General features: G+C 62.0%; 9 protein-coding genes. 8 read left to right on the top strand and 1 reads right to left on the bottom strand.

Going from position 1 to position 6,223, the window contains the following annotated elements:
- Nucleotides 1-324 precede the first annotated feature (324 nt).
- The 8 genes from J5T34_RS07120 to J5T34_RS07085 are packed head-to-tail and all read left to right on the top strand — an operon-like array spanning nucleotide 325 to nucleotide 5,671.
- Nucleotides 325-654 carry an ArsR/SmtB family transcription factor gene (locus J5T34_RS07120; RefSeq protein WP_208579252.1) on the top strand — a complete coding sequence of 110 codons (330 nt, stop codon included), beginning with the start codon at nucleotides 325-327 and terminating at the stop codon, nucleotides 652-654.
- Between the two features lie 2 nt (nucleotides 655-656).
- Entirely contained in the window at nucleotides 657-1,139 is a 483-nt protein-coding gene (locus J5T34_RS07115; RefSeq protein WP_208579251.1) for an ArsI/CadI family heavy metal resistance metalloenzyme, read from the top strand.
- A gap of 9 nt (nucleotides 1,140-1,148) precedes the next feature.
- Complete coding sequence (locus J5T34_RS07110; RefSeq protein WP_208579250.1) at nucleotides 1,149-1,643, top strand: arsenate reductase ArsC; 495 nt, start codon at nucleotides 1,149-1,151, stop codon at nucleotides 1,641-1,643.
- Nucleotides 1,644-1,683: 40 nt separating this feature from the next.
- Nucleotides 1,684-2,178: an arsenate reductase ArsC gene (locus J5T34_RS07105; protein WP_208579249.1), complete on the top strand. Its 495-nt coding sequence runs from the start codon at nucleotides 1,684-1,686 to the stop codon at nucleotides 2,176-2,178.
- Between the two features lie 3 nt (nucleotides 2,179-2,181).
- Complete coding sequence (gene arsB / locus J5T34_RS07100; RefSeq protein ID WP_208579248.1) at nucleotides 2,182-3,258, top strand: ACR3 family arsenite efflux transporter; 1,077 nt, start codon at nucleotides 2,182-2,184, stop codon at nucleotides 3,256-3,258.
- A gap of 9 nt (nucleotides 3,259-3,267) precedes the next feature.
- Nucleotides 3,268-3,693, top strand: coding sequence for an arsenate reductase (glutaredoxin) (gene arsC / locus J5T34_RS07095; RefSeq protein ID WP_208579247.1), 426 nt, complete (start codon nucleotides 3,268-3,270; stop codon nucleotides 3,691-3,693).
- Nucleotides 3,690-4,454 (top strand): arsenical resistance protein ArsH, encoded by a 765-nt coding sequence (gene arsH / locus J5T34_RS07090; protein ID WP_208579246.1) that lies wholly within the window; start codon nucleotides 3,690-3,692, stop codon nucleotides 4,452-4,454. Before arsC ends, arsH begins: the two co-directional genes overlap by 4 nt.
- 8 nt (nucleotides 4,455-4,462) lie before the next feature.
- Nucleotides 4,463-5,671: an MFS transporter gene (locus tag J5T34_RS07085; RefSeq protein WP_208579245.1), complete on the top strand. Its 1,209-nt coding sequence runs from the start codon at nucleotides 4,463-4,465 to the stop codon at nucleotides 5,669-5,671.
- An 11-nt stretch (nucleotides 5,672-5,682) separates the two neighbouring features.
- Here the strand turns inward: J5T34_RS07085 and J5T34_RS07080 are convergent.
- Nucleotides 5,683-6,223: ATP-binding protein (locus tag J5T34_RS07080; protein ID WP_244258751.1), on the bottom strand; the 541-nt coding region annotated here is incomplete at its 5' end.

Below are 6,223 nucleotides of genomic sequence, written 5' to 3'. Positions count from 1 at the left end.
GAGGCATCGGTCGGGGCCGTATCCATACCCGTGCTGGCGGATGATGTGGAGTTAGGTAGGGTCAGGCGTGATTTCATGGGGGCCAGTTTAGCGCAGCGAACTGGCTATTACGATAAGGATACTTATCGTAATAGCACGGTGGCGTGATCACTTGCCCAGCGTGCCCTGGCGCGCTGCTGTGCCAGGTCATGGTCTTGGGATGCGCCGCCCAATGGCGAACCGGGCTGTCCTCATCGGTTAAGACTTCGACATTCGTAACCCGACCGAGTACGAGCCCATTTGCCCACCCTTGCGTCAATTCCATCATTCGACTATATTCGAAGCATGGAAACCGAAAACGCCCTAGGCGCGCTCGCTGCGCTCGCTCACGCTGTCCGTTTGGCCGTGTTCCGCCTTCTTATCCAAGCCGGACCGGAGGGCCTGCCAGCTGGTCGCATTGCCGAGCTGATGGACATGCCAGCGTCCTCGCTGTCCTTTCATTTAAAAGAGCTGCACCGAGCTGGTCTGCTGGCGAGCCGCCAGGACGGCCGATCCATCGTCTACATGGCTCGCTTTGAGGCGATGAACGCCTTGATTGCCTATCTCACTGAGAACTGCTGCGGCGGGGCCACGTGTTCGCCGATCGACCGCTTTGCCAATACCTCGGAGTCCTGATCATGAAGCGCTTCCACGTCCACGTAAGCGTCGCCGACCTTTCCGCCAGCATTCGGTATTACTCAGCCCTATTTGCCGCTGAGCCGAGCGTCGTCAAAGACGACTACGCCAAATGGATGCTTGAAGATCCACGGGTGAACTTCGCCATATCGGCCCGCGGTGCAGAGCCTGGCGTCGATCACTTGGGATTCCAGACCGATGATGCCGCCGAGCTGGCGGAGCTGAAGACGCGCGCCGACGCCGCTGATATGGCCCGGCTCGACGAAGGTGAGACAACCTGCTGCTATTCCCGCAGCGACAAGTACTGGCTCACCGATCCGCAAGGCATTGCCTGGGAGCACTTCCACACGCTCGAGAGCGTGCCGGTGTACGGCGATTCCCGGCAGACCGACGCCGCGCAAACGGAATCCGCCTGTTGTGCCCCCCGAGCGCCAAAGGGCAAGCCCCTTGGTATTGCTGTCAACGCGAAATCGTCTTGCTGCTGAAGGTCAACCATGAGCGAAAAAATCTACAACGTTCTATTTATCTGTACCGGCAATTCGGCCAGGTCGATCCTGTCCGAGGGGCTGATGAACCATCTCGGCAAGGGGCGGTTCCGCGCCTACTCTGCGGGCAGCCACCCAACGGGTGTCGTTAATCCGCTCGCGCTTGCGGCGTTGTCGCGCCACGGTCTCGATACGGCCAACTTTCGGAGCAAAAGCTGGAACGAGTTCTCGCAGGATGGCGCTCCGCAACTCGATTTCGTCTTCACCGTATGTGACAAGGCCGCCGGAGAACTGTGCCCGGTTTGGCCGGGCCAGCCGATGACCGCCCACTGGGGCGTCCCCGACCCGGCCGCTTGCGACGGCACCGACGCGCAAAAGCAGCAAGCCATCAACGATGCCACCATCACCCTGAAGCGTCGTATCGAACTGTTCCTGTCCCTGCCTCTACCAAAGCTGGATAAGGTCGCGCTCCAGAAGGCCGTGCGAGACATCGGCACGAGCTGACTGCGTCCGCGTTATCCGCCCACTTTTTCGGCTCCGCTCCATGACCACCAACGTCCTAATACTCTGTACTCACAATTCGGCCCGCAGCGTGCTCGGCGAAGGCATGCTGAACCAACTTGCAAAGGAACTTGGCCGCGACGTTCGGGCCTACAGCGCCGGCAGCGCGCCAAGCGGCCGCATCAATCCCCTCGCCATTGATGTTCTGCGCGAAGCCGGTGTCGATGTGAACGACTTTCGTAGCAAGAATTGGGACGTATTCGTTGCCGAAGGCGCTCCCAAAATGCGCGTCGTCATCACCGTGTGCGACAGCGCTGCAGCCGAGGAATGCCCCTACTGGCCCGGAAGCCCGGTCAAGGTTCACTGGGGTTTTCCGGACCCGTCGACCACCGAAGGCGAAGACAGCAAAAAGCGGCTTGCGTTCGAACTGACGCGCCAGGCCATTGCATACCGCATGCTGCAGCTGCTGTTGCTACCGATGGAGCAGATGACCGACGCGCAATTGCAAGAGGCGCTCCAACGTCTGGCCCGGAGCTGACCGATGACTAGCCCGAACATGACTTCGTCCGTCCCGGCTGCCACCAAGCCGGCCATTGGCTTCTTCGAGCGCTATCTCACCGTCTGGGTCGCGCTGTGCATTGTCGTAGGCATCGCGTTGGGCCAGATGATGCCGGAAGTGTTCCAGAGCATTGGTCGCATGGAATACGCGCAGGTCAACTTGCCTGTGGGGCTCCTGATCTGGGTCATGATTATCCCAATGCTGCTGAAGATCGACTTCACGGCGCTGGGACAAGTCAAGTCTCACTGGCGCGGCATCGGCGTGACTCTGTTCATCAATTGGGCCGTCAAGCCGTTCTCGATGGCGCTGCTCGGCTGGATCTTCGTGCGGCACTTGTTCGCGCCATTGCTGCCAGCCGACCAGCTTGACAGCTACGTCGCGGGGCTGATTCTGCTTGCTGCTGCGCCATGCACGGCCATGGTCTTTGTCTGGAGCCAGCTCTGCAAAGGCGATCCGTATTTCACGCTGTCGCAGGTGGCGTTGAACGATGCCATCATGGTCGTCGCATTTGCGCCGGTCGTGGCCCTGCTGCTCGGGCTGTCGTCGATCACGGTGCCGTGGGACACACTGCTGACCTCAGTGGGCCTGTACATCATCGTGCCAGTCGTCATTTCGCAGTGGGTTCGCAAGATGTTGCTGACCCGTGGAGTCGCGCATTTCCAGCGCGTCGCGCACGCGCTGGGACCGTACTCAATCGCCGCGCTGCTGCTAACGCTGGTCCTGCTGTTTGCTTTCCAGGGTAAGGCCATCATCGACCAGCCTCTCGTGATCGCGCTGCTAGCCGTCCCGATCCTCATCCAGGTGTTCTTCAATTCGGGCTTGGCCTACCTGTTGAACCGCAAGCTGGGCGTCGCGCACTGTGTGGCGGGTCCGTCCAGCCTGATTGGCGCGAGCAACTTCTTCGAGTTGGCCGTGGCAACCGCCATCAGCCTGTTCGGTTTTCAGTCGGGTGCCGCGCTGGCGACGGTGGTGGGCGTACTGATTGAGGTGCCTGTGATGCTGCTGGTCGTCAACATCGTGAACCGCTCGCAAACGTGGTACGAGGCCAAGGCCAACTAAAGAAGCCAAATGTCCGTTGCCATCTACCACAACCCCGCATGTGGAACATCGCGTAATACGCTGGCGCTGATCCGCAATGCCGGCATCGAGCCCGAGGTCATCGAGTATCTGATTGCCCCGCCTTCGCGTGCGCAGCTGCAGATGATGATTTCGCTATCGGGCCTGACTGTGCGTCAGGCGATTCGGGAGAAAGGAACGCCCTACGCAGAACTGGGTCTCGCTAATCCGGCGGTGTCCGACGATCAGTTGATCGACTTGATGCTCGCGCATCCAATTCTGATTAACCGGCCCTTCGTTGTCACCGAGCTTGGCGTCCGGCTATGCCGGCCGTCGGAACTGGTGCTCGACATCCTGCCATCGCCGCAACAGGGACCGTTCAGCAAGGAGGACGGCGAGGTCGTCATTGATGCCCAGGGCCGGAGGGTCACGCGATGACCGCATCCCTGCCCCATGTCGTGTCTTCCGTGCTCGATACGCCGGACCTGCACAAGCTCGCGCCAGCGCGCGTCAGCACCCACCCGCCTCGTATCCTGCTGCTCTACGGCTCATTGCGCGAAACGTCCTACAGCCGGCTCCTGACGCTCGAAGCCGAACGCATCCTCCAGCACTTCGGCGCCGAAACGCGTGTGTTCGACCCTCATGGCTTGCCGGTGACCGACAGCGTGCCAGCCGACCATCCGAAGGTCGTGGAACTGCGCAAGCTTTCCGAACGGTCTGAGGGCCAGGTCTGGTGCAGCCCGGAGCGCCATGGCACGCTGACGGCTGTCTTCAAGAACCAGATTGACTGGTTGCCGCTCGAACACGCCGGTATCCGTCCGACACAGGGCCGCACGCTGGCGGTCATGCAGGTCTGCGGCGGATCGCAGTCGTTCAATGCCGTCAACGCTCTGCGCGTGCTGGGCCGGTGGATGCGTATGGTGACCATCCCGAACCAGTCGTCGGTAGCCAAGGCGTACCAGGAATTCGACGCGTCGGGCCGCATGAAGCCCTCTCCCTATTACGACCGGGTGGTCGATGTGATGGAGGAACTGTACAAGTTCACGCTGCTGGTCCGGGACCGGTCCACGTATCTGACCGACCGCTACAGTGAGCGCAAAGAGGCCGCCCCGGCGGACGCCACCGCACTGACTGCAGCGGCGATGGACCATGAGCAGCAGGCACCTGCCCCAGATACCGACGCCAGCGAAGTCGAGTAGGACTCAGGATGGCGAACTCGCCGAACGGCAGTCTCGTGGCGCGACTCGGAGCCGCGCAAACACTGGCCTGGGCCTCGTCCTACTATCTGGTGGCGATGCTAGCTACGCCCATGGCGCGCGACACGGGCGTGCGCGTACCGACGGTCTTCGCGGCATTCAGCGCGGCACTAGTTATCTCGGCGATGCTAGGGCCATATGCCGGGAGGCTAATCGACCGTTTCGGCGGAAGGCCGGTGCTGATCGGTACGAGCCTCGTGTTTGCAGCGGGACTCGCCGGTCTAGGGCTCGCCCAGGGGGCCGTTGGCCTGTTCGTGGCATGGCTGATCTTGGGCGTTGGCATGGGCAGCGGTCTCTACGAAGCCGCGTTTGCGACGTTGGTGCGGCTGTATGGCATACGTTCGCGCAATGCCATCACAGGCATCACGCTGATCGCAGGCTTCGCGAGCACGGTTGGCTGGCCGCTCTCCTCATATCTCGAGAGCCACTACGGTTGGCGCGTGGCCTGCTTCGTATGGGCGGCCCTGCACTTGACGCTGGGACTAGCGCTCAATGCCAGTCTGCCGCGCGCCGCCGAGGTGTTAGCCCGCCCAAGCGCACGGCAGAGCGCGACTTCCTCAGACGCCGACCTTGGCATTCCGACTCCGCGGCCGCTGGTGACCTATGCATTGGCATCGGTGTTTGCCACGACATGGTTCATCAGCACGGCTATGGCCTCGCATTTGCCGCGGCTGTTGCAGGTGGGCGGTGCGACCCTGGCCACGGCCGTCGTGGTGGGTGCGCTGATTGGTCCTGCGCAGGTAGGCGCCCGTCTGCTGGAGTTCGGTCTGCTCCGCAAGGTCCATCCGCTGCTGTCGGCACGGCTTGCTGCGTCGCTGCACCCGATCGGCGCAGCGGCCTTTGCGATCGTCGGTGCACCGGCCGCTACGTTGTTCGGCGTACTTCACGGTGCAGGCAATGGCATCCTCACCATCGCAAAAGGGACGTTGCCGCTTGTGATCTTCGGCCCGTATGGCTACGGGCATCGGCAAGGGTTGCTGATGGTCCCGGCACGGATCGCGCAAGCGCTGGCGCCGTGGCTGTTCGGCATCTGCATAGATCTCTGGGGAGCGCACGCGTTGTGGGTGTCGGGCGGATTGGGCCTTGCTGCGACCGCTGCGCTCTTCACCATTCGTTCCCCAACAGCGCAGCCGACCGAGCGCGTTGCCCCCGCCGAATAGTCTGGCCTCCCCTAAATTGGTGGGTGACGCCGCGGGAAGCTCAGAATAAAACGAGTAAGCCCACCGGTGGACTCAGCCGAAGCTCTTCCGCCGTGCGCCGCCATGATGGCTTGCGTGATCGATAATCCAAGTCCGACGCTGTCCGAATCGGCGCGCGCCCTGGACTTGTCGGCGCGAAAGAACCGGTCGAACAGCGACGGCAGCAGCTCGGGATCGATTCCCTCCCCTTCGTTTTCCACCACGATGGTGGCACCGCCGTCTTGCTCCCGTGCCCGGATCACGATCGCTTTGCCGCTCGGCGTATACCGCAGTGCGTTCGACAGTAGATTGCTGAGCGCGCGCCGCAGCATCAGACGATCGCCCACGATGCTGGCGTCGCCCTGCAGGCGCAGGTGCACACCTTTGTCCTCGGCCAAGGCGTCGTATGGTACGTCCCCGGTCTTGTAGACACCTGATAGGGTGTTTTTGAGACTGGAGGAAGCATGAAAAGCAAGCGATATACGGATGAGTTCCGGGCCGAGGCGATCAAGCAGGTGACCGAACGCGGTTACC

The organism is Cupriavidus gilardii (genome assembly GCF_017598945.1).
Taxonomy (GTDB): domain Bacteria; phylum Pseudomonadota; class Gammaproteobacteria; order Burkholderiales; family Burkholderiaceae; genus Cupriavidus; species Cupriavidus gilardii_E.
The sequence above is the reverse complement of the archived record's forward strand: the minus strand, read 5'-3'. Positions and strand labels throughout refer to the sequence as shown.

Coding starts and splice junctions, on each gene's coding strand:
- J5T34_RS07120 (WP_208579252.1), top strand. CDS start 325: ATGGAAACCGAAAACGCCCTAGGCGCGCTCGCTGCGCTCGCTCACGCT.
- J5T34_RS07115 (WP_208579251.1), top strand. CDS start 657: ATGAAGCGCTTCCACGTCCACGTAAGCGTCGCCGACCTTTCCGCCAGC.
- J5T34_RS07110 (WP_208579250.1), top strand. CDS start 1,149: ATGAGCGAAAAAATCTACAACGTTCTATTTATCTGTACCGGCAATTCG.
- J5T34_RS07105 (WP_208579249.1), top strand. CDS start 1,684: ATGACCACCAACGTCCTAATACTCTGTACTCACAATTCGGCCCGCAGC.
- arsB (WP_208579248.1), top strand. CDS start 2,182: ATGACTAGCCCGAACATGACTTCGTCCGTCCCGGCTGCCACCAAGCCG.
- arsC (WP_208579247.1), top strand. CDS start 3,268: ATGTCCGTTGCCATCTACCACAACCCCGCATGTGGAACATCGCGTAAT.
- arsH (WP_208579246.1), top strand. CDS start 3,690: ATGACCGCATCCCTGCCCCATGTCGTGTCTTCCGTGCTCGATACGCCG.
- J5T34_RS07085 (WP_208579245.1), top strand. CDS start 4,463: ATGGCGAACTCGCCGAACGGCAGTCTCGTGGCGCGACTCGGAGCCGCG.